We start from the raw sequence: 23,868 nt of genomic DNA, 5'->3' as shown, positions 1-23,868 counted from the left end.
GCCAACACCGCTTATGAGCACCTCGGATATCCCCTGGTACCGGATAGCCGTCCACGTACTGAAACCATCCACAATCTCCCCCGAGCGATCAATAGCGACATCACCGGTAACACAGCGCGGTTGGGGTTCAACGATACCATCGAGATTGGGAATGCGCGAAACCGCATAAATTCTACCCGAGGGACGGTGGTCGCCAAAATAATCGGCAATCACTTCGCGCACTGTTTCAATGCGCGTCCAGGTTTCCGAAGGATTGTCATCAATCGCCACGAGCACCTCGAGGTGCGCGGTTTGGGTCTTGAAATCTACATTGTCAGCCGCGAGCTTTTTTTCGTACTGTTCTACGAGCACAAATTCCATCTCTTGTTTGAGATCATCGCCAAGTGTCGTAACAGTATTGCCCTCAGCATCGGTGTGCATCACCGACGCGCCACTGGGCTGGTGATCGGTCCATGCACCGTACTCGATTTTCCCATCGCCAAAGGAAATATCCTCCCCCTTAACCGCTTTAATCTCCACCTCAAAAAGCGCTACTGGATCTGGAAACCCCTCTCCATGGGTAAAACGCGCCATGCGATTAGATTTGAGTTCGCACCCCGTCACAGCATCAATCACAGGGCCATATACAGCATTAAACGCATCTCGATATGCCTCACAGTCGTCACGGCTATCAGATGGCGTCGTCCACAAAACATCGGTTTTGTACACGTCGCCCCAGTTCGCACCTCCGCGCGCAAGGCCCAGACTCAGGTTCTCAATGGTGCCAAACCACTCTGACCCGAGTTCATTGGGATACTGCGTACCCACATTGCCGCTGGGTTCAACGAGGCGCACGACCTGATCATCGTTGTATGTCATAACAACTTCGGCTGTGCTACAAAAAATGGGAATGGGTTTGTGACGGATAATATTGACGCTTGCCATAGTGAAAAATCCTTTGTGTTGAGGTTACCAGAAATTCGATTTTCTACAAGATAGAGCCTGAAATACACAATGTCAATGCGCGAGGACGATCAGCGATCTTTGGATTGAAAAAACGCCCGCGCGTCGGCCAGGGATTCGCGGTTGCCAATATCGAGAACACCGCCTTCAATATCGAATGCATAAACGGTTTCGCATGTGTGCAACCACTCCAAAAAATGCCCGGGCGCATCGGGATTGCCTCCATTGGCGATATATTCTTCAAAACGGGGCAATATCGACGCCGGATAAATATAAACCGGCAAAGCCGACCACTCGGAAATAGGTCTATTGGGTTTCTCAATAAATTGCAAAACGCGGTTATATTTATCTAACTGGACATTGCCCCGACGCTTGCGGTCCTCGTAGTCGGGATTGTGGCGCACGGCAATATGGGAGACGGGATTGGATTTGAATATATTGACCAATTTGGGGAGAGAAAACAGCAGAATATTATCCGCGGCGAGAACGAGAACATCATCGGCAACATCGCGCGCTTCAATGGCAAACTGGATATCGCCCACAGCCCCCAGACGATTGTCATTGGAATTCGTGCCATCGTCGAGAACCTCCGTCTCCAACCCGGTCTGTATCGCTCTATTTTCACGCGCCCAATCGGCAAAGTGCCCGTAAAATCGGCGATTGGTCACCACATAAACACCATCGATATCTGCAATAGTTTTAATCTGTTCAAGCAGATGATCGAGAATCGTCTTGCCCCCCACTTCGAGCAGAGGCTTGGGAAAATTTTTGGTAAGAGGATACAGCCGCGTAGCGTATCCCGCCGCGAGAATAATAGCTTTCACAGAATCCTGGCTCCATCGTCGGGTTGACAAATAAAAACCGGGGCATTTTTTGACAAATCGGGATGTTTGGCGCGATAAGCCGATTGAATCTGTTCAATCGCCGCACTGGATTTCTGGGGATTCACCAGCGCAACACAACAGCCCCGAAAACCAGCGCCGCTAAACCTGGCACCGTAAACCCCATCGGTCTCAATGAGAATATGATAGAGATCGATGAGAGGCTTGCTACCGCATTCGTAATTCTCAATAGAACTGCGCCCCGACTCAGCGATCAGTCTGCCAAAAGTCTCGAGGTCGCCAGCGCGCCAGGCATCAATACCCATAAGCACGCGCTCAGATTCCGTAAAAAAGTGTCTGGCGCGTTTAGCAGAGGCACCGCTCAACAGGTTTTTATGCATATCGTATTCTTCAAAGGTAATATTGCCGAGCAGAGGTTCTCGATCGGAACGCCCCACGGCATTGAGCAATATTCGCGCAGCACGGGCGCATTCATCTACCCGCGTGTTATACCCCGTCGAAACCAGAGCCTCGCGCAAGCCCGATTGGGCAATCAGAATATCAAAGTCTGGCATAGTATTGGACCGGGGAATCAATTCGTGCGTGGCAGACGCGCAATCGATCACCGTGAGAAATCCCTTTTGCGATAACAGGATAGCCGATTGATCCAGAATGCCATTTTTGAGACCGAGGTAGCCATTTTCAATCGCCTGATCGAGCCGAATATTATCTGCGGGCGACAGGGACAAATCATTGGCCTCTTCATAAGCGAGCAAATACGCCACGCCAATAGCGGCCGATGAACTCAAACCCCCTTCGTTCATCCTGCCCGCCGTAAGCCCCGTAATCCCGCGCGTGAGTTTATGGCCCTCTTGCTGCAACGCGCGCACTGCGCCGCGCGGGAAATTGCCCCAATCCCCATCTATTTTGTCGGGCACATCGGCCAGCGCAAACGAGACCTCGCCCTCAAAAGTAAGACTCTGAAGATGCGTATTTCCATCGCCTGATGGCGCAAAAGCGAGGTACACAGCCTGATCAATAGCCATGGCTGTAACCTGTCCGAGCTGGTGATCAATATGTGCGCCGAGCGGACATATCCGATAAGGCGATCGCACAACGCGCACATCGGCAGGCGCAACACCAAACCGGCGATTCATTTCAGTTTTGAGTTGATCTATCATAAGAAGTCAGTTTTCAGCAGCCACCGATCAACAACATTACAAAAAAAGGAGAACAACCGCAATGCCACAAATCAAAATAGGCAAAGGTATTGGCGATATTTCAGAGCAAACACTGCGATTTTATCGGCAAATTGGGGTCGATGCGGTAGTGATGCCAACGCGATGGCGTACAGAACCGGGAACGGGCGAACGCAAACTGGTACCGCCGACTCAGACGGGACCAAAAGGCGCGCAAGGAGGGATATGGAACGAGCGGGAATTGCAACGCATCAAAGCGAGAATCGAATCGTATGACCTGATCCCTCTAATCGCGGGATTGGGTATTTCAGGACGCGTATTAATGGGCCAACCGGGCAGAGAGGACGATCTGAAAATTATCAAAGCCAATATTGAAATCGCAGGGCGGCTGGGACTTCGGGCATTGAACTACAGTTTCACAGCCCTCAGAGCCTCAGAAGGATATGCGGCGCAGCGAGGTGCGGGACGCGGCGGCGCAGATTTGCGGGACTTTGACAACGAGCGGATAGCCAATCTCCCACCTCTCAATTCAATCGGGCGAATTGGAATGGATGAAATGTGGGACAATCTGACCTATTTTTTGGAAAACGCGATCCCAACGGCAGAAAAAGCGGGTGTACAATTGGCCGCACATCCCAATGATCCACCGATTCCCGAATATCGCGGCGTTGCCCAACCCCTGGGCGATATCGCGGGCATGCAACGGTTGATCGAAGTGATAGACAGCCCATCAAATTGCATTTTTTACGACACCGGCGTAATGACGGAAAAAGGCGCGGATGCCGTCGAAATGATTCGCTATTTTGGATCGCGGAATCGCATTGGAACCGTACATTTTCGAAATGTGAAAGTAGAAATACCTCGCTTTAAGTATATCGAGACCTTTCACGACGACGGCGAATGCGATATGTTTGCCTGCGTTCAGGCATTTCAAGAAGTGGGTTACAACGGCATGATCGACCCCGACCACACGCCGGGTATCCTGGGCGATACACCAGATACGCGCATCGGCTGGGCGTATGCCATTGGTCAAATGGTAGCGATGCGAAATGCCGTGGAAAAAAACAAATAAAAAAGCCCCAACGCGGAAAAGCGTTGGGGCTGCCTGTGATATTGTGCGTCAGAAATTGAGAACGCCATAAACCAGAGTAATCGCAAAAATTACGCCTATAATGCCCATAGCGACTTTAAACTGTAAGCTGATTCTATCCTCTTCCCGATCGCGCAATTCGTTGAAAGTCTGCATGGCTTCCTCCTTTGAGTAGTGCGGACGGATATGTTCTACAATAAATAATACTAACTTTTTATATTAAGTCAATGGACAAAATACGACCCTTGACAATTCGTGCAGATAAATCTATCGTTTGCAGTAGCTTTCGTATGGATGTCATACTCGGAGAAATATACCAATGAAGTGGGTGGTCGTGACTGTAACTGTTATAGTGGCACTCGTAATTGTGGGTGCGCTGGGCGTTGCCTACCATCTGAAGACCAATTTTCCCAAAGCAGATCCGCCTTATAATATCCGCGTGTCGGGAACACCCGAACAAATCGCGCGGGGACGTTATTTAGCCAATCACGTCACGGTATGTCTCGAATGCCATTCAACGCGGAATTGGGCGCATTATTCTGCGCCACCGCTACCGGGCACCGAAGGCAAAGGCGGCGAGGTATTTCCCGAAACAGCGGGATTTCCAGGCACCTTGATCGCGCCCAATATTACACCGACAGCTCTGGGAGATTGGACAGATGGCGAAATCATTCGGGCTTTTACCAGCGGCGTAAATAAAAACGGCGATCCGCTTTTCCCACTGATGCCCTATCGCGCATATCGAAATCTCACGCCATCTGATATTGACGCCATTGTCGCTTATGTGCGTACTCTATCTCCCATTGATCATATCCCACCGCGATCCAAATTGAACTTTCCCATGAACCTGATAGTACGCACAATGCCAGAACCCTATAAACTCCCCAAACCGTTTGATCGTTCAGACCCCGTTGCTTATGGCAAGTATTTGGCGACCATTGCCGGATGTGCCACTTGCCATACACCTCATAATCAACAGAGGCAGCCTGTTGAAGACATGCAATTCGCCGGAGGATTTCAATTTCGATTGCCCAGCGGCAAAATCGTGCAATCGGCCAATATTACATCCGACGTAGAAACGGGAATTGGGCATTGGAAAAAAGAGTACTTCATCGGGCGTTTCAGGCAATTTGCCGGAGAAAACGCAAAACACATTCTATTACAGGATGGCATGAACAGCGTCATGCCCTGGACGATGTACGCTGGCATGACAGACGAAGACCTCAGCGCCATCTACGACTATCTGAGAACAGTCGCGCCGATCCGAAATGCCGTCGAACGGTTTGTGGAATAATAAAGAGGAAAATATGGAATCGGGTTCCGGAGCATTTAATTTTAATCGCGTCAAAGTATGGTATCATTGCCCTCAAAACCATCTTGCCGACCTGCCAGTGGTATTTGCCCTGCACGGAGCCTCGCGCAATGCCAGCACCTATCGCGATACCTGGGCCAGCCATGCCGAAACGCACGGATTTTTATTATTGGCCCCGGAGTTTTCACAGGTAAATTACCCCGATGAAAGGACATTTAACCTGGGCAATATATTTGCCGAAGATGGAACGCGAAATGCCATGGCCGATTGGTCTTTTCAAATAATTGAAGGCATTTTTGACCACGTCAAAAAACGAGTGGGACTCCAAGCATCGTCCTACGGATTTTATGGGCATTCGGCGGGCAGCCAGTTTGTACACCGATTTTTGTACTTCATGCCTCAGTCACATGCACATATCTTTGTAGCGGCCAATGCTGGATGGTACACTATGCCCACATTCAAACAGACCTATCCCTATGGGCTGGCCGAATCGGGGCTGACTGTCGCGGATTTAAAACGGTCCCTGAACCAGCGGGTTGTAGTACTTCTGGGAACTGATGATATAGACGTGAACCACCCAAAATTGAGACGCACGCCGCAGGCGATGATACAGGGCGCACACCGCTTTGAACGCGGCCACACATTTTTTGAAACGGCAAAACGAGAAGCCGCTGCACTCAACGTGCCATTTAATTGGCAGTTGGACACAGTACCCAACGTGGGACACAACAATGCTGGAATGGCAAAAGTGGGTGTTGCGTATTTGGTGTGATCCGCAGAAAAAAACGCGAGTGAGCGGTGTACAACTGGCCGACTCTCAGGCCAGTTCATTTGAGCGTTTTTCGCAGATAAACGCAAATAAAAAAGAGGACTGGGGGCTGGATAGGCTAATCTTGCTTATAAATGAAAGAATGGCCGCGATCCCTGTTATCGCGGCCATTTATGTACTACAAGTCATGGAACCTCCTATGTCAGCCGATCGGGGGAGAGGCCCTAACACCCGACCGCTGGATACAGATTGGTGGCATAGTAACCTCCTCTTGTGAATATCGCGGCCCGTCACACCCACTCGCGGTCCGATGAACTCTCTATGCCCTGTGTGTTTGCGCGATGGCCTTTTCAGAACGGTATCCAGGTCGGGTCACCGAATGGCGGTAACGAGTCCGACGCAAAAAAAGACCAGATGTAAAAACACACGGGCGAGAACCCTTTCGAGCGGAATGCCGCCTGACGATTCATATCGCCTGTTATTTTGGAATATAACCCGATAAATTGCGGGATGTCAAGACCTAATTTGAAATTTTTTTATAGTCATCTTTAGGTAAAATTATATACTATATATCAGCCCCCAATCCGCGCTAATCATTTCAGCCATAAAACAGGAGAACACAGATATGGGATATGGCAAACGAGAAGACCCAAAACTGTTTAACGATGAACAAATGCGTCAATATATCGCAGACGGATACGTGGTTTTTAAGCCCGATGTTTCCGATGAACTGCACGAGACAATTCGGCAAAAACTGCAATTTATGGTCGATGAAGAATTCAATTACGGCAACAACGTGCTACCCCGCGTCCCCGAGATGGACCGCATCTTAAACAGCCCAGAAGTGCGGGGCGCGCTCACCAGCGTACTCGGCCCGGGCTACATTGAACACCCGCATCGATTTTGTCACTACATCTCGCCCGACGCAACACACAGAACACTCGCTCAAAATTGTCATCAAGATTCTTACACCCCTCTGGGACGCCCGCGCCAGCACTACCCGCGCTTTGCGCGCATCATGTACTATCCACAGGATTCACCCGTTGAAATCGGTCCCACACACGCGATTCCCGGCACACAGTATCACAGGCGATTGACAGATGAAGACCGCCAGAACGCCATACCAATAGCCGGTAAAGCCGGCACAGTATCAATCACGCACTTTGATATAGGACACGCGGCAGGTATCAACGCGCGTCGCCAACCCCGGCATATGATCAAATTCATTTACGTGCGCGCCGAAGAACCGACCACACCCTCGTGGGATTGTCGGGATCACATCTGGCGAAATCCCGAAACATACAAAACTCCGCATGATCTGCACCTAATCTGGTCGCATATGTGGGATTGGCTCTGTGGCAAAAAGGATCAATACGAAAGTTTCCGCGCATCCGATCCCGCAACTTGTGGATTGGAAGACCTGCATCACGACAACCTGGACAAACAACTTGCATCCATGCACTCGATAGCCACAACAAAAAACACCGATGCAATTCCCGCGCTGATTCGCAAGCTCAATACCGACGACCAGTGGACGCGCCTCGCGGCTATATATACCCTGGGCGCAATAGGTCAACCCGCAGTACAGCCCCTGATAGAAACACTCTTAGACACTGCCCCCCATCAAGACGAGGACCCCGTACCCGCATCGTGGAATGAAGGCGCCATCTCGATGGAAGATGCTACACATGCACTTGTCGCCATCGGCACACCTTCACTAAACGCGCTGATTAAATTACTGGACAACCCGAGCGAATGGACACGCATCAACGCGGCCTTCGCACTCGGTGAAATGGACTCTCTGGCGACACAAGCCGTACCTGCACTCACGCGCTACCTGGACGATGCGTCTCACTGCGTTGTGCGAACAGCCACAGATGCACTGGGCAGCATTCGGCAAAACAGCGAAGAATTTATACCCGCACTCGAAAGGCTGCTCAAAGTAGGACGCCCCGAATGGCAAATGCCCGACCGACGCGACTGGACGCCTTATGACCAGGTCCGCGTCAATGCCGCAATGGCATTTACGCGCCTGGGCAAAGACGCCACATCTGCCGAAGCTCTCCTGCTCGACACATTATCCGACCCCAACGGTCACGTCGCTGCATTTGCCCTGGAAGCATTGCGGCGGATAGGCACGCCCTCGGCAATGGATGGCGTCATGGAATATCTGATGACGCGGCGATGGGATGAAAGCATAGAGAAAGGAAGACTGTTTTGAACACACGACACCTGATTTCAACGCAGGGATCGGACCGCGGAACGGGATATAACATGAGCGGGAAACTGATTCGGCGCGATGGCAAATTATTTATCGGATGGTTGGATGCCCCGCCAGAAGAAGGCACACAGGCGAGGATCATGATAGGCGTATGTGACGAAGTATCTGGCGAGATGCATCGGGCATTTCAAATTGGCGAAGGCATTGACAACCACTGTGGGCCCGCCCTGATACTGGACGGCAACGGGCGATTGCACGCCCTCGTCGGAGCACATCACGGACCATTTTTTTATCGATGGTCAGACAACCCGGAAGATCCGAATACCTGGAGTGAGCCAGAGGCATTGGGCACATTGGGCACATATCCCAGTTTTGCAGTAGATCAGCACGGAACACTTCACCTATCGCATCGCGAGAGCGGGGACAGATGGGCTATGTGGTACCGGCGAAAGAAAGCAACCCAGAACTGGGAACCACCGCGCGCAATAGCCGTCAGCCCGGTCGCGGGATACAACCATTTCATGCAATCTCTGACCACGGGACCAGACGGAACCCTGCATCTAATATTTCAATTTCACTTTGCGGAATCTGGACATGCAGCAGACTGCCGGGGACGCGCAGCGGTACATGTGTATTCAGAAGATGGCGGCGATACGTGGTTTAACGAAAGCGCGCGCTTTGAAGACCCATTAACAATGGAAACCATGCGAGCCATTTGTCACGATCCGCAAGGCGGAGATGGTCAGCACAGCGTGCGCGTGGGCAATCACGTCGTAGATGCAAACAATCAACCGTGGTTCTTCTGTTCATATCCCGGGTATCAAAGCGGCGTATTGTGGCATCGCAGCGACGCGGGATGGGAGCCTGTGGATCTATCCCCAGTCCTCGATGGCTTAAACATGGAAGGCGGACGCGCGACATCGCTATCCCGAGATCACAAAGGCAGATTGCACTTTGCATTTGCAACACACCCGCACAAAAAGCGGTGTGAATGGTTCAGCCCCGAACTGGAATTATTCCATGCAATACTCGACGAAAAAGGCGGGTTGGTCTCCTTAGACCAACTCACGGAAACCGACAACGCGGCAGCGAACTGGTTGCCTGCACTGGAGCAATGGGACTGGATGCGCCCCCATCAAAAGTTCGATAATGGTCACTGGATGATGTACACGCGCGGCTTAAATGCCGGTGGCATTGGCGGCGACAACAAAAGCGCGTTGAAGACAGAAATTTATTTAACTCGATAAATTTATCAACTCCTTCCTGCTGAACCTCCAAAAAAAAAGTTGACATCTGAGATCATTTACTCTATTTTCCTAAGTAACTCTAAAAAATAGAGAACTCTAAAAATCCATCAAAGGAGGAACCAAATGCAACCCACGCAAAAATTTGAAGAGGACGTGGCCTTCGTCCGCGAAGCCGTTGAAAAACGCGATAGGAGGCAATACAACTCCATAGCCATAGCCCTGCTCTGGGCCATCATCTTCGTCGCCGGTTCTGTGCTCAACGATTTTCGTCCCCAAGTGAGCCACCTCTATTGGCCCATTGCGACCTTCACCGGATTCCTGATCAGCATCTGGATCGGAGTGCGGGCGAAGTGGGCGGAGGGCATCGCAAAACGCAGCGATAGGACTAAGCACGTCCTGCACTGGGGCAGTTTGTTTTTTACGACTTACGCTATTGCGTTCATTGCCTTGCGACACGGCCTGGATGGCTGGGTGATGGGCCAGTTCATGACTCTAATCGTTGGTGTCACCTGGTACCTGGGCGGTCTGTATCTGGACCGTCGCTTTCTTCTGCCCGGCGTCGTATGCATCGTGAGTGCCCCTGCTGTTGACTATCTCGCGCCTTACCCCTGGACCATGACCGGTCTGGCCATAGCCGCCAGCATTATCATCAGTGCCCTATGGATGAAACCTCATGAAAAAAGCACCGTCTAACACCTCCGATAGCCTTGCCCAACTGGACAAACTGCTGGAACACCGGTCTCGGCTCGGCGCCTGTGTACTCCTCGCCGACACCGACGCCATGACTTTTACCAGCTTGAAACAATTGCTAAAAGAAACCGACGGCAACATGGGCGCGCACCTGCGAAAACTGGAAGACATGGGCTATGTCGATATTGACAAGCGATTCGAAAACCGAAAACCAGTCACCTGGTACAGCCTCACGGAAAAAGGCCGCGAGTCTTTAACCACACACTTAAAAGCCCTGCAAACAGTAATCCGCAATGCCGGTATCGACTGACAGGCGAACAGAACATGAAACATCTCCCCACATACAAAACGCAATGGGCAAAGGTCCTCCTCCTTCTGTCTTTCGCTATGCCCGCCCTTGCACAGAATCACGCCTTTATTCAGGGTCAGGTAATCGACGAAACAGATCGCCCAGTAGCCTATGTCAACGTGCAAATCACGGGCACAATTGACGGCGCAATCACCGATCGCGACGGCCGCTTTGCCTTCTCCACACAGCACAGGGGCAAATGCAAATTGCACGCATCCTTCATCGGCTATGAACCCGCTCAGCAGACCCTGCATCTAACGCCCGGCGATACCACAACTGTTCGCCTCATCCTGCGCCTCGTCCTCATCCAACTCGACGAGACCACTGTCACGGCAAGCACCTACACCACTGGGGAAGACGAAACCGTAACCCTCTCTCCCCTGGATGTCGTAACAACACCCGGCGCTTCCGCCGATATATTCCGCGCATTCAAAACCTTCCCCGGCGTCGCGACCGTCGATGACGGCGCCGGCCTCTTTGTGCGCGGAGGCGACGTGAGCGAAACCGTCATATTGCTCGGACAAGCCACAGTCGTGCATCCCTACAAATACGAATCGCCCACCGGCGGCGTCTTCGGCACCATCTCTCCCTTTATGGTACAGGGCACCGTCTTCTCCACAGGCGGATTTCCCGCGCGCTATGGCAACGCACTCTCCGCCGTCCTGTCCATGGAAACCCAGAACATGCCCGCGCAGAAAAGCTACACGCTCAACCTGGGCCTCGCCGCTGGCTCTCTCGGCCTCAACCTGCCCCTTGTCTCCGACAAATTGGGCGTACGCTTCACCGGCAACCTCAGCTTTACCGATCTTCTGTTTCGCGTCAACCACCACAGCAGCGCATTCACCACCACGCCACGCGGACACGATGGCAACCTCAATCTGATCTACCAGTACTCGCCGACCGGACGCCTCAAATTCTTCAGCTTCAACGCGAGCGACCGCCTCGGCGTACGCGTCACAGAACCCTCCTTTGACGGCATTTACAAAGGCAGCACCAACAGCGCGTTGCACAACCTCGAGTGGACAGACATATTTGCCCATTGGATCATAGAGACCAGCGCCTCGCTCAACCACCACACGGCGCGAAAACAACTGGGCAATCTGGACTTCTCGCCCCGCGACCTGACCCTCAAACTCCGCACAGACATAGAACGCGCCCTCACCGCATCCGCATTCTTGCGCCTCGGTGGCGAAATCGAACACACGGACAACCGACTCATCGGCAGCATACCTCAAGGCGACATATTCGATCCCCAGGCAGAGATCTTCGAACTCGATACATCCTACGGTGCCCGGCGTGTGGGTACCTACTTTGAAATCGACTTTGAACCTGCCCGCCGCATCGCGGTCAATCTCGGCACACGCGCCGACCATCACAATCTCGGCGACCAGTTTGCCATAGACCCGCGCATATCTGCGCGCTACCAGATCACCAACCACACAGACGCACGCCTCGCCTGGGGCATCTACCACCAATTCCCCGACCCATCCAAATACAACGCCACCAGCGGCAATCCCAATATAGGACCTCAACGCGCACAACACAGAATCATAGGCCTGCACCACGAAAGAGACCAATTCATGGTGCGGCTGGAGGCATACCACAAACCCTACCGCAACCTCGTACTGGATCATCCCGACCTGAACCTCTCCAACGATGGCAAAGGCAGCGCCTCTGGCTTAGACCTCTTCCTCAAACGCGGAGATTTTCTCAGCACACGCTTCAGCGGTTGGATGGCCTACAGCCTCCTGAAATCGCGCCGCTTGCAGGTGCGCCACATCGGATCAGAGATGCACTACGAAGAAGCCCCATCGCCTTATGACACCACGCACAACCTGACACTCGTCGCAAAAATGCGGCTCATAGACGACCTCAGCGGCGGCCTGACCGTGAAGTATGCCACGGGTCGTCCCATCACCCCAATCGTGGGCGCAATTCCCGTAGCAGGCCAGGGCTACTACCTGCCCATCGAAGGACCCGTCGGCTCAGAACGGCTACCGTCCTTTCGGCAAGTAGATGGACAACTGAGCTATTTACTGCCCTTTGGCGCGAATCACCAGATCATCTTCTATCTGGCAATCAACAATTTGCTCAACCGCGCCAATGTGCTCGACTACGACTACTCTATAGACTACAGCCAACGCCAGCCCCGCACCACCACCTTTCGCCGATCCATTTACTTCGGTGCAACCGTCACTTTGAACCCATAGACTTAGGAGAACAGCCATGCAATACATTTTACTCGCACTCATCGTCTCCCTCATCATCTTCACCAAACTCGGATGTGCGGCTGCGCGGCAATCAACCTATGAGCAAAATTCCGGTCCGCCGACTGCCAAATCTGACGAACCCGCACAACCCGCCGCCGATCTCCTCACCAGCGGCAGAAATATCCTTCAACAGGGTATAAACGAGAACAATCTCGACGCCATGTACGCCGCCCGGGCGACATTCGAACGCGCCCTCACCGATAAGAACCTCTCCGCATGGAGCCATTACTACATCGCCCTCACCGACTACCGCATCGCCAACTATCTCTTAGCTCAAGGCAAAAAGGACAAAGACCGGGCCTCTAAACACCTCAAAGAAGCGGCTGAGCATCTGGAAGGAGTCACCCGAAAAGAAGCCCCTGGAGAAGATGCCAAAACGATCGCTGCCGAAGTCTATGCACTGCTATCAAGCGTGTACGGACGGCAAATCAGCCTGAGTGGAATCAAAGGCATGTTCCTCGGACCTAAATCCGGCAATCTCCTAAAAAAAGCCGAACAACTCGCACCCGACAATCCGCGCGTAGTCCTGAGCGCGGCCATCAGTGCTTTTAACACACCTAAAATGTGGGGTGGGAGCAAAGAACGGGCACTGGAAGGTTTCCAACGCGCCGCAGAACTCTTTGCCCGAGAAAAACCGATCAATCCCATCCATCCCGTTTGGGGACACAGCGAGACCTATGCCTGGCTGGGCATCGCGTATATGGACCGGGATGAGAAAGATCCAGCGCGAGCGGCTTTTGAAAAAGCGCTCGAAATTGATCCAGATAATGGCTGGGTCAAATACGAACTATTGCCCAAGGTATCAGAATAGCATAAGCAGCGTATTGGTAAAAGAAAGACCGCGAGTCGAAATATCTCGCGGTCTTTCTTTTTTAGAAATCGGTTGACAGCATCTTCAATAGCCTATTACATTTGATCTCTCCCAAACAAAAATAGCAAAAACTCAACTCACAAAGGAACGCACATGTCCAACGACAACATCATTCGCGTCGCCATCGGTGGTCAGGGGCGCAGTGGATACAACATCCACGCCAAACAATTGAGCCAGATGCCCGACAAATTCAAAATTGTAGCCGTAGCCGATCAATTGCCCGAGCGCAGGCGCGATGCCCGTGAACAATTTGGAGCCGAAGCTTATGAAGACTGGCAAGACATGATCAAAGCAGGTGGATTTGATCTCTTTGTCAATGCCCTGCACCAACCCCTGCACCCCGTCGCCAGCATTGCCGCTCTCAAAGCGGGTTCCCATGTCGTATGCGAAAAACCCACCTGCAAAACCGTGGCGCAATTCGACGACATCGTTCAGACAGCCACAGACAACAACCGCGTCTTTGCCCCCTTCCAAAACAACCGGTTGCAGCCCTACTTTGACAAAATACAGGAAATCATCAACTCCGGCGTTTTGGGCAAAATTGTGTACATCCGATCCTCCTGGGGCGGTTTTTCGCGGCGCTGGGACTGGCAAACCCGTCAGGAAAACTGGGGCGGTGGCCTGCTCAACACAGGACCCCATCCCGTCGATCAAGCCCTCTGCCTCTTCGGCTTTGACCGCACCCCCAGCGTCTTTGCCCGAATGGACTGCAACAACCCCTTTGATGGCGATGCCGACGATCACTGCACCGTCACATTGTACGACCCCGAACGGCAGGCACCTCAAATCGACATCGTCGTGAGCAATTACCTCCATTATCCGCAAAACGACACCTACACCATTAACGGCACTTACGGCGGTCTCACAGGGGGATCATCAGCACTCAAATGGCGTTATTTTGATCCCGAAAAAGCACCCAAACACGACATGTGGACCTGGTCGGTAAACCGACAGTACACCCGCGAAGAACTCGACTGGACCGAAGAAACGTGGACACTCGAAGAAGAAAAGAAAAGCAACACCCCCTCAGTCTCACTCGAAAGCGGTCCCGAACGCTTCTACAACAACATCTACGACGTCTTCAAAAACAGCGGCGAACTCCTCATCCCCCCCGCGCAAGTACGCAAACAAATCGCCGTCATAGAAGAATCCCATCGACAAAACCCACTTCCAAAAAAATAAAGCACAACAAAGGAAAACCCCATGAGCATCCCCATCTTAGACACCCATCAACACCTCATCTACCCGGGCAAATACCCCTATTCGTGGACCAATGACCTCGCGCCACTCAAAGGCAATGCTTTCCACATCGAAGACTATTTGACCCTCACAAAAGACAGCGGCATCACGCGCACCATCTTCATGGAAGCCTCGCCCGATGACCCCCACTGGCATGACGAAACGCAATTTGTTTATGAACTATCCGAACAACCCAATGCCATAATCGAAGGCGTCATCGCCAACTGCCGTCCCGAATCTCCCTCTGACTTTGAAGCCTATATCGAATCTGTCCAACACCCGAAACTCGTCGGCTTTCGCCGCATCCTGCACACCATGCCCGACGACCTCTCCCAATCGGACCACTTTGCAACAAACATCCGCCTCCTCGAAAAATACAACCTCACCTTCGACCTCTGCTTCCGCGCCGACCAACTCCCCATCGCCCGCAACCTCGCGCAAAAATGTCCGGATGTCCAATTCATCCTCGACCACTGCGGCGTACCGGATATTGCAAACAGCGAGACAGATCCCTGGCGCGACCACATCGCGCAAATAGCCGCCCTACCCAATGTCGCCTGCAAAATCTCGGGCGTCCTCGCCTATTGCGCCGAGGGAAATGCCTCCACCGAAGCGGTACGCCCTTATGTCGAACACTGCATCGCCAGCTTCGGCTGGAACCGCGTGGTATGGGGCAGCGACTGGCCCGTTTGCAACACGCGGTCCGATATCCAAACCTGGGTTCAAATATCGCGCGAAATCGTCGCCAACGCCGACGTGGCGGATCAGGAAAAACTCTTCCACAAAAACGCAGAACGCATATATCTCAAAAAATAATAACGGTCACCCCACACGCGCGCTCAACCCCCCATCCACCGGGAGTAAAACGCCCGTAATATACTTCGCCTCATCCGAAGCGAGGAACACCGCGGCAGCAGCCACATCCCACGCCGACCCCATCTTTTGTTCAAGAGGCACCTGTGCAGCGCGTTCCTCACGAAGCGCATCCCGGTTGACACCCTGATCTTGAACGCGGGACTCAATCGCCATCGGCGTATCCATCAGACCGGGCAAAATCGCATTCACGCGCACACCATACGGCGCATTTTCAAGCGCGAGATTCTGCGTAAGCGCATTGATCCCCGCCTTGGCGATTTTGTACGCAAGCGTCCTGGGGCGAAAACACACAGCCGCCGTAGAAGAAATATTGACAATAACGCCGCTGCCCTGCGCACGCATAATGGGAAGCACAAATTTACAGGTCAGAAATAGCCCTTTGAGATTGATATCCATAAGTCGCTGCCAGTCTTCGCCACTCAGGTCAACAGAACCACCGTCTCCCCTCAGCGTGCCGACATTATTGTGCAAGATATCGATACGCCCATAGCGCTGGACACAGGTCTCGGCAATAGCCCGACAATCATCTTCAATCGTAATATCTGCGCCGAGCACCGACGCACGCCCCTTCTCTTGTGCAATCATCCGCGCAGTCTCTTCCGCAGACGCGATATCCTTATCCACCAGAAGCACCTGCGCGCCCGCTCTGGCAAAGCGAATAGCCGTCGCCCGACCATTGCCAATGGTCTCGCCCGCCGACTGCCCTGCCCCAACGACAATCGCTATTTTATCTTTAAGCTGCATATTCTCTTACTCTGCCGCGCACGCATGCACAACATCCGCCCCCATATTGACAAAAGTATTCCCCTCAATCACCGTTCTGCGCGCTTCGCGCTCGATCGCAATCCCCACCTTCTGCTTTTCTCCTCCCGAATCCTCAATCCGATTATCCCGAATCTCTACATCATACGTCGTACCGCGGATCTCAATCCCATACCCATTCTCGGCAAAACCATTATCGCGGATCACACACGAATGAATCGCATTTCTGTGCGCCCCTCTAAACTCGGATAACGGCGTCCGGAACAAAATGCCCACCTTGTGATTATCCGCAATCTCGCAATTGACAATCCGGTTATCCGTATCTCTATGCCCAATTGAAATACCAAAATCCCGATTGTCCAAACACGCGCAATCCTCGGCGATGCCATCCGACACACCCCAGCAAAAGAAAATACCCTGACTATTGCCCGTTGACCGACAAGCGTGAAACCGCGGTCGCTGCGATCCACTCCCTGGATGAAACCCCAGATTGGCATTGTTCTCCGACACACAATTTTCAAAAACAAAATCATCGCAAACCTGAAAACTGAACCCATCTCCATTGTAATTGCGCGCCGTCACATTCCGAAACGTATAGCGGTGGCAACGCTGCAAAAACACCGCACCCGAATAATTCCCATTGATCTCTTCATTCTCCTCTTTGTTCCCATCCAGAACGATATTCTCAACAGTCACATCGCAAACCCCCTCCTCCGCCGTCAAAATGGGGAAAATCGTCGCCAACGTCGCCCGTTCATCCAGCCACATATTTTTGTACACGCGCTTACTAAGCGAAATCACCGTCCCCTCAATCGCCGTCACTGTATCTTTTACCACCGTCATCCCGGACTTGCCATAAGACCGCAACATCACCCCACATCCCACGCCAAATCCACGCGCGTCTTCCACCTCGACCCGCGCCTCATACCAATCGGAATCCCGCACCAGAGGCGTCACAACCCCCGCAGCCTTCCTCAACACCGTTGCACTACCCGACCCGCGCACAGTCAAATTTGGATGCAGATAAAGCGCGTTCCGCATCGTATATATCCCCGGCAAAATCTGCAAAACACCGCCACCCAGGCGGTGCAAATAATCCGCACCAGCCTGTAAAACCCGATCATCGCCCCCCTGCAAATCCCCCTCGCCCTGACCCACCGTCAACACCATCTCCCACCGCTCTGTCATAGGCCGATTAGTAGAAAAATCCGACATATCAACACTCCTCAAATTCATAACTGATGTTACGCAGGTCTGGAGTTTTTGTCACGCTAAGCGGAGTGGAACGGAGCCGAAGCATCTGTTCCACCTGCGTTAGTAGGGATTTAGGGTAAGTGCTCTCCGCCATAGTCTCGCATCCAGTCCATAGAACTTCAACGGGTCGCCTGATAGTTTGTCAAGTTGCCCGCGGGTATGCCCCCATAATCCTCCACCCGTTTGTTGTCCCGGTCACTCTCGTGATGTGGAGGCGTGTAGGTTAACATCACATCTTGAGCCGTGAAGGTCGCCCCTGCTTGACCCGTCCAACTCAGGTCTATTGTCACCGTGTTCCTGTCATTGGCGAGGTAATTTTCTCTTTGAGGACGGACGCCTTCGATGGTTATCGCACCCTGCACACCCTGTATCGAGACCGCGTAGGCGTCAGAGGGGACCTCTGTGGCCGGGTTCAGTTTCTCGTTGTAGATCAACTTTAGTTCCCCAGTATAAGAGCCTGCGCTTATCTCCTCTGTTTCCAGCGTCATTCCTATCAGCGTTGGCGGTGTTCGATCTGGTGGCAGAAAATTTGGCAGTGGCGTGTTGCGAATCGTTTCCCATTTCGTGCGAAGGGCTTTGAGCCAATCCGGAATGGCGCCGAGCCGCAGTTCGAGTTGTGCATCGAAAAGCGATTCTGGCTCAACCGCACTGCCCTGGGATTCGTTAAGCTGGACAGTGTTTTCATTAAAGGTGGCCGTATTGCCGTGAAATCCGACGATGATGGGTTTTATCACGACACGGCCACTCTGACGCCAAAAATCGTAATGTTGCGACGCTGGTCCCTGATGAAAATTCCAGGCCACAAAATGTCCGAGGTGATGAGGGCAATTCCGTGAGCAGACACCACTACTGCCACTCAGGTTGCCACCATTGGCGCGATCAAACAGGGTAGCAATAGGTTCTCCACTTCTTTGAGCGTGAAAATCAAGTGATGCGGGATAATTATAACGATAATACACATTTCCGGAGCGTGGACCCTGTATATTTGGACCGTGTTGATGCCCTGCGAGGTCTTCTGAAAGACCGATCCACGAGTGATCCGTGCTCCCCAAGAAAGCAAAATGACCCTTATTTCCCGCCAATGTGACGTGATAAACCGACATGGCTGATCCATTAATGCCCAGTGCGATACTGGTGTTGATAAACGAAACGCGCCGAACCCATGAATTGACACAGCCAGTGAATTGGAGCAAATACCAGCTATAATCGTGAATATAATTCTTATGATGGAGAAAATCACCTGTCCACGATCCATGAAAACTGATGTCTTCAACGCCAACTTCCTCAAGGAACCGATATTCGTGTATCTCCCAACCATAGCTGCTGTTGACATTGGCGTGCAGGGGTTCATGAAAGCGCATCCTGTTGTTTTGGATTTCAGCAATGCGGTGCGTTTCATCCACGATAACCCCCCTTTTACTAATTTCCCAATTGGGACTTGGCATGAACCCGCCCATAAAATCAGCGATTGCCGCCTTGCTTTCCATCTTCAGCGTAACCCACTCACCCACATTGAATAGGGAAGCATTTGCGACTGCGACCCAAAAGGTTTCGCGGGTAGCATCTTCTGTAACAGAGGTGCTTTTTCTCGGGTTGCCCCTATACCTGAACCGAAACATGGCAGGCCAACCCCCACCAGAACTCAAGAATTTTTTGTACATGCTGTTCACCTGCCGGATGACTGTGCCTCCGGTTCGGCTGCCGCTTCCTCTGAGGACGATATTGCTGCTGCGAATCAAGATGGTTGTGAACTCACCCGCTTCGGTTGTATCGGCATCGGTATTGACGAGAAATTCACCTGGTGGAAAGAAGATAATGCCGCTACCGTTCTGCTCCGCATCAGCAATAGCAGCCGTAATAGCGACCTGGTCAGACTGGTCATCATCGGGGATGGCACCATAAGTTGTGACATCATATATCGGCGCCATAATTTCATTGCTGCGGGGAACGGGTTTGTTGAAGTGGTGATAGCCCGCGTAGGAAAAATCGGGTAGGATAGGTTCGGTACCATTCTCTTTGGCCTCCACAAATTGGCGATAGGTACTCGAGGTCTGTGGGGAACGGACACTGATCCTCACCGAGATGCTGTCGGTACCTCCATGATCATCGCGTACGTTCACCGTCACCGAGTAAACACGCCTGATTTCGTAATCGTAAGAGACCCCTTCCCGTGTCAGAAGTTGACCATTGCCCGGGACAATTGTGAAGGCACTCGCATCCGATCCTCCCAGGCTGTATGTGAGGACGTGATTATCGGCATCGGTAGCAGAAATAGGTTCGCCGATAGGCGTGTCTGCCGGGGTGTTCTCATCCACTGAGCGTATAACAGGAGACGCGAAGGAGAATACCGGCACCTGATTTACCGCTTTGCCAAAGCTACTGGCAAAGATCAGAAAATCGTCAAATCCAATCGCGCCATCGCCAGTTAGATCGTATCTTACCTCATACTTCTCTTCACCCTTCTGAGACCCAAATGCCCCTACAAACAGCAAAAAGTCGGGAAAATCGACAATCCCACTCCCGTCAAAATCGGGAGAAGGTTCCGCAGCGAGAGATAAGGGATGACTCAACAGAGCGATGAGTATAATTGCAAAACTCAAAGCATATATTGATCGCACGTGAAGCAGCCTGGACATGTTGAACTTTCCACAAAAGGCAGTCGCCAATCTTTTGACGGCGTAAACCTTTACACCTGAGCACTGACCTTATGCACCTTCAAATTCGCGTATTCGCCAATCAAAGGCGCCATCTGCCGAAAACCGATCTTGCCACCGCCCAGCAAAGGTCCATACGTCTGACCATCATCAACCCAGTGAAAAATCTTTAAATCGCGGATATAAAAAACAACCTCTGCACCGCATTTGATCAGCGTAATCGGGTAGGGTGGTCTGGCATCGACAACAGAAGGCAGGGGATCCGCCCCCTGACAGACCATGTGAAAACCATAACTCTTGCGCAAATTGCAAACTTGAAACGCGCGTTCTTTGAGTGCCTTCCGCCGAAAATAAGACACGTGCAACGCATTGATATCGCTGCTGTGATACTGCCTGTATTCCCCAGCCCGCGGCGCCAATGACGGATCAAATATATCTTCACCCCCTCGTCCCAGAGCAGAAAAAAACAGAATGCACAACCCCGGCTCGCGCACCGGCCAAAAATCCCATGTCACGGCAATATCCGCTGGAAAATCTTCGGGACACCAGAAAACAAAATTTGCTGCCTGTCCTTCCCCGGGATCGCGGCGATTCTCCATTCGCATGCGACCATTTGGAAAGGTCACTTCGGCATCTCCCTCCATCCGAAACCCTTCAATATCTGATGCGGAAGACAGCGGATTGTCATAAATCAATTCGCCAAACTCAAAATTATCCATAACACCTCTCCTGATGCGTTGACGTATCGGATGCTTCGCCGCTTGGACAGCCTGCCTCAAAAACAGCGGCGCACTGCCAAAAGATACTGAAAACAACGCCATCTTGCTGCATTTTATGAACGCCCTGCGAGTCCATTCCATCATTTTAGTCTCCTATTATCACGACCCCAATCTTTCTCCTCCACCATTTCGGAAAGCCACGGGTTTTCCACTTACCGATCTGCCAAATCCCTCTGCAAAAATCAGAAAGTCGTTGAACCCCACTGTGCCATTGCCATCCAGATCGTATTTTGTGTCAAAACCCGTATCACCCTCCGACAGCCCAAAGCGGCTGACAAATAGCAAAAAATCTGTGCTCCCAACCATATTATCCCCATCAAAATCCAGGCTTGCAAGACTGGCACCTGTCCCGATTAGTTTCACTTCTACGCTTTTGCCATCCTGACACGTAAACGCCACAACCGTCTGGTCGGATTGAACTGTTGCGATCGCGAGATCATACATGCCATCATCCAAACGCCATTTTCCTCGCAACGTCACATCCACTGTGCGGGGCATACTCGACTGATTGACAATCAACGTGCCATCTTGCCGGTGCGGATCCTGAATAGTCCAACTCCACCCAAAATCCGGATCCGCAACCGAAAGCAATAAGCCATCCTCCACTTCGCGAGTCATCGCCAAAATCGGCAAAGACACAGATACAATCTGACCTTTATTGGGACTTGCATTCGTGTTAAACAGCGCGTAACCCGTGGTTTTCAAATCCCGATGATGTACGATGTGTGCCATATGATTTTGCTGCCAGACCTCATATTCGGGTGCATTGGCAAACGCGTGTACCTTGCCGGACGAGCTTTGCACCAGCACAGCATATTCATACTTTTTCGCCTGAGGCGCACTACCGTGATCCAGATACGCCAATTCAAAAGTTCCTGTACCACCGCTATCCCTGCCAAAATCTCCAGGGGTTTGCACCTGACGACGCACCCGCAAGTCGCCTCCATCTGGAATCACATAGCCATTACCCGAGGCGTCCATCACCCATGCGGTCTGCCCCGTTGTCCCCGAAAATGTATAGGGAATCGCCAGCACGCCTGTCCCATTGACCCATGTGGGGCGGTCCTCGGATATAGCTACTTGAAATAATGGCGTCACAGTTCTATGTCCACTATCATCACTCTTAATACCCGATCCCAGGCAAACCAGTACATCGTCAAAACAAAACACCGTCTTAAACGCTCGAAAACTCGTATTGTATTCTGTATCGTGCAACTTCAGCGCGAACACGCCGTTTTGTCCTTCTATGTTCACCCCACCCACAAAAGTCTCATCCGAAAAATTGCGATCACGAGTCCTGTTGTTAAGCTCTGCGTGGCTCAGGCGAATCGCCGTCGTACCGGGCCACATACTCCAATCCCACCCATCCCGAACAATCCCGCTCGCCTCCCGGCCAACCGGGTCGCCACTGGCGTAAATCAGCATCGAACCATAGCTCAAATAACGACCGAGCGAATTTTCACTACCCGACGATTCAAAATCCCACACGTACTTGCTCCATCCTTTCATACTCACCATCCAGTCTCCACGTCGATGAATAGACAGCGCGCCATAAGGCAATGTCCAGTGCCCAGATGGCGCTGCCTCGGGTGCGTGCCCTGCCTCTGCAAAATCCACTATCATTTGCATCGCACCCGGCGTGTGCAAATACATGATCCCTGCAGATGCCTGTTCGAACAGACCTTCTCGCAATAACTGCGATTGAGGTTTCCAAAGCTGCATAAACGCGCCAGCCAGTTCTGCATTCACCGAGGGATAGCTCAAAGCCACATACATATATGCCGGCAAATTTGCGTCGTTTACCGTTGTATTATTTGGAAAGCGACCACCGATAGCTGGCGAAATATCATACGTATTCGCCATAGCCCTGAACGTCAACAGCGCCTGCTTCAAATTATCGCGCTTATCATCTGCAACCGCAAAAGGCGTATCGTGCAACAAATATACCAGCACAGAAGCCACATGAAAAGCATTTGGCGCATACGCATTGGCATAGATGCCCCGATGGTGAAAACCCACAAAATCCGGCTTAATCGTATCCAGCCACCCGGGCGCAATATCCAGCGCATTATTCAACCAGGCGACATAGCGGCGCATAGTAACGACCTTTTCAGGCGTATCGTCCATCATCAAAATGCACAACAAGCGATACATCGCCACCGAACGCAAAAAATCCGCATTCGCGCCCAGCACCTCAGAATCCTCATACAACTCGCCAAACATACTGTGCCATTTCAGGGTCGCCAATTCCCGCGCCAACGCCCCTTTGCTCTCCAAAGCATCCCGCATCAAATACACGGCATGGGAATACCCCGCAAGGCGCAGAAATTGGTGATGCAGCGAGCCTATACCACTACCTTCTGCCCATCCCTGATCATAGAGATAATCAAAAATATCCAGCACTTGATTTTTGGTATTGTTGTCACCATTCAACCGATAATCCAGCGTCAGACGCAACAAGACCCTTGAGAAGCTGTTTTAAAATTATGAGATAGTAAAAAAAGCGTTGAAAAAGCGTATTCA

20 protein-coding genes are annotated in these 23,868 nt (G+C 52.0%); 11 read left to right on the top strand and 9 right to left on the bottom strand.

The window, feature by feature from the left end; translation table 11 throughout:
- The 3 genes from OXH16_19510 to OXH16_19500 form a co-directional block, all read right to left on the bottom strand.
- Positions 1-924: hypothetical protein (locus OXH16_19510; protein MCY3683592.1), on the bottom strand; the 924-nt coding region annotated here is incomplete at its 3' end.
- Positions 925-1,013: 89 nt separating this feature from the next.
- Positions 1,014-1,766, bottom strand: a complete 753-nt coding sequence (locus OXH16_19505) for a nucleotidyltransferase family protein (GenBank protein MCY3683591.1) — start codon at positions 1,764-1,766, stop codon at positions 1,014-1,016.
- A complete protein-coding gene (locus OXH16_19500; protein MCY3683590.1) occupies positions 1,763-2,944 on the bottom strand; it encodes a hypothetical protein in 1,182 nt (393 codons plus the stop codon). The genes OXH16_19505 and OXH16_19500 overlap by 4 nt, the downstream gene beginning before the upstream one ends.
- Positions 2,945-3,005: 61 nt before the next feature.
- Here OXH16_19500 and OXH16_19495 point away from each other — a divergent pair, with 61 nt between their 5' ends.
- Positions 3,006-4,034 carry a mannonate dehydratase gene (locus tag OXH16_19495; protein MCY3683589.1) on the top strand — a complete coding sequence of 343 codons (1,029 nt, stop codon included), beginning with the start codon at positions 3,006-3,008 and terminating at the stop codon, positions 4,032-4,034.
- Positions 4,035-4,082: 48 nt separating this feature from the next.
- On the opposite strand, the gene OXH16_19490 is transcribed toward OXH16_19495, so the two are convergent.
- Positions 4,083-4,208 carry a hypothetical protein gene (locus OXH16_19490; GenBank protein MCY3683588.1) on the bottom strand — a complete coding sequence of 42 codons (126 nt, stop codon included), beginning with the start codon at positions 4,206-4,208 and terminating at the stop codon, positions 4,083-4,085.
- Between the two features lie 163 nt (positions 4,209-4,371).
- On the opposite strand from OXH16_19490, the gene OXH16_19485 reads away from it, so the two are divergent.
- The 10 genes from OXH16_19485 (at position 4,372) to OXH16_19440 (ending at position 15,836) form a co-directional block, all read left to right on the top strand.
- Complete coding sequence (locus OXH16_19485) at positions 4,372-5,346, top strand: c-type cytochrome (protein MCY3683587.1); 975 nt, start codon at positions 4,372-4,374, stop codon at positions 5,344-5,346.
- Positions 5,347-5,359: 13 nt separating this feature from the next.
- Positions 5,360-6,136 carry an alpha/beta hydrolase gene (locus OXH16_19480; protein MCY3683586.1) on the top strand — a complete coding sequence of 259 codons (777 nt, stop codon included), beginning with the start codon at positions 5,360-5,362 and terminating at the stop codon, positions 6,134-6,136.
- 622 nt (positions 6,137-6,758) lie between these two features.
- Positions 6,759-8,354, top strand: coding sequence for a HEAT repeat domain-containing protein (locus OXH16_19475; protein ID MCY3683585.1), 1,596 nt, complete (start codon positions 6,759-6,761; stop codon positions 8,352-8,354).
- Positions 8,351-9,601 (top strand): BNR-4 repeat-containing protein, encoded by a 1,251-nt coding sequence (locus OXH16_19470; protein ID MCY3683584.1) that lies wholly within the window; start codon positions 8,351-8,353, stop codon positions 9,599-9,601. Before OXH16_19475 ends, OXH16_19470 begins: the two co-directional genes overlap by 4 nt.
- A 123-nt stretch (positions 9,602-9,724) precedes the next feature.
- Positions 9,725-10,294, top strand: a complete 570-nt coding sequence (locus tag OXH16_19465) for a hypothetical protein (GenBank protein MCY3683583.1) — start codon at positions 9,725-9,727, stop codon at positions 10,292-10,294.
- Positions 10,275-10,601 carry a transcriptional regulator gene (locus tag OXH16_19460; protein MCY3683582.1) on the top strand — a complete coding sequence of 109 codons (327 nt, stop codon included), beginning with the start codon at positions 10,275-10,277 and terminating at the stop codon, positions 10,599-10,601. The genes OXH16_19465 and OXH16_19460 overlap by 20 nt, the downstream gene beginning before the upstream one ends.
- Positions 10,602-10,615: 14 nt before the next feature.
- Complete coding sequence (locus OXH16_19455; protein MCY3683581.1) at positions 10,616-12,850, top strand: TonB-dependent receptor; 2,235 nt, start codon at positions 10,616-10,618, stop codon at positions 12,848-12,850.
- Between the two features lie 16 nt (positions 12,851-12,866).
- On the top strand, positions 12,867-13,721 hold the full coding sequence (locus OXH16_19450; protein MCY3683580.1) for a tetratricopeptide repeat protein: 855 nt from the start codon (positions 12,867-12,869) through the stop codon (positions 13,719-13,721).
- 153 nt (positions 13,722-13,874) lie between these two features.
- Positions 13,875-14,963: a Gfo/Idh/MocA family oxidoreductase gene (locus OXH16_19445; GenBank protein ID MCY3683579.1), complete on the top strand. Its 1,089-nt coding sequence runs from the start codon at positions 13,875-13,877 to the stop codon at positions 14,961-14,963.
- 21 nt (positions 14,964-14,984) lie between these two features.
- Positions 14,985-15,836 (top strand): amidohydrolase, encoded by an 852-nt coding sequence (locus OXH16_19440; protein ID MCY3683578.1) that lies wholly within the window; start codon positions 14,985-14,987, stop codon positions 15,834-15,836.
- 6 nt (positions 15,837-15,842) lie between these two features.
- Here the strand turns inward: OXH16_19440 and OXH16_19435 are convergent, their stop codons facing one another.
- The 5 genes from OXH16_19435 to OXH16_19415 form a co-directional block, all read right to left on the bottom strand.
- Positions 15,843-16,640, bottom strand: coding sequence for an SDR family NAD(P)-dependent oxidoreductase (locus tag OXH16_19435; GenBank protein MCY3683577.1), 798 nt, complete (start codon positions 16,638-16,640; stop codon positions 15,843-15,845).
- A gap of 6 nt (positions 16,641-16,646) precedes the next feature.
- A complete protein-coding gene (locus OXH16_19430; GenBank protein ID MCY3683576.1) occupies positions 16,647-17,873 on the bottom strand; it encodes a right-handed parallel beta-helix repeat-containing protein in 1,227 nt (408 codons plus the stop codon).
- Positions 17,874-18,031: 158 nt separating this feature from the next.
- A complete protein-coding gene (locus tag OXH16_19425; protein MCY3683575.1) occupies positions 18,032-20,548 on the bottom strand; it encodes a DUF4955 domain-containing protein in 2,517 nt (838 codons plus the stop codon).
- Between the two features lie 50 nt (positions 20,549-20,598).
- On the bottom strand, positions 20,599-21,285 hold the full coding sequence (locus tag OXH16_19420) for a DUF1961 family protein (GenBank protein ID MCY3683574.1): 687 nt from the start codon (positions 21,283-21,285) through the stop codon (positions 20,599-20,601).
- Positions 21,286-21,444: 159 nt separating this feature from the next.
- Positions 21,445-23,778 (bottom strand): chondroitinase family polysaccharide lyase, encoded by a 2,334-nt coding sequence (locus tag OXH16_19415; protein ID MCY3683573.1) that lies wholly within the window; start codon positions 23,776-23,778, stop codon positions 21,445-21,447.
- Positions 23,779-23,868: the final 90 nt, after the last annotated feature.

Source organism: Gemmatimonadota bacterium, from assembly GCA_026705765.1.
Taxonomy (GTDB): Bacteria; Latescibacterota; UBA2968; order UBA2968; family UBA2968; genus VXRD01.
This window is presented reverse-complemented; position numbering and strand designations above follow the sequence as displayed.